Origin of the sequence: Streptomyces hilarionis, assembly GCF_024539675.1 — a bacterium.
Lineage (GTDB): Bacteria > Actinomycetota > Actinomycetes > Streptomycetales > Streptomycetaceae > Streptomyces > Streptomyces hilarionis.
Window position 1 is genome coordinate 1 of sequence record NZ_JAHHIT010000410.1, and the last position, 510, is coordinate 510.

Sequence of the window (510 nt, forward strand, 5' to 3'; positions counted from 1 at the left end):
GCTCCAGACATGATCCGTGAAGCAACGGGCGGCCTGTTGTCCAGGCCTGAAGGCTTCATTATCTGGCTGACGACTCAGTCAAACGAACCCCCGGCCGGCATCTTCAGATCGAAACTGAGCTATGCCCGTGGTGTGCGCGAGGGGCGGATCGAAGACCCTCGCTTCCTGCCGGTAATCTACGAGTTTCCGCCCGAGATGATCGAGAGCGGGGAGGCCCGCCGACCTGAGAACTTCCACCTGGTGAACCCGAATATGGGGTACTCGGTGGACAGGCCAACACTCGAGCGCCTGTTTATGCAGGCCGAGATGGATGGCGAGGCAGAGGTACGTGGCTTTCTTGCCAAATTCCTCAACATCGAGATCGGTCTGGCACTTATGTCAGACAGCTGGGTCGGCGCTGACTTCTGGGAGCCCCAGGCCGAAGCCGGTCTCACGCTCGACTCACTCATCGAGCGTTGTGAGGTGATCGTCGTCGGTGTCGACGGCGGCGGCCTTGATGACCTGCTGGGT

1 protein-coding gene is annotated in these 510 nt (G+C 60.4%); it reads left to right on the forward strand.

What is annotated here, in order from left to right; genetic code table 11:
* A partial coding sequence (locus KMS84_RS43775; RefSeq protein ID WP_256921274.1) for a terminase large subunit domain-containing protein occupies window positions 1–510 on the forward strand: 510 nt, incomplete at both ends.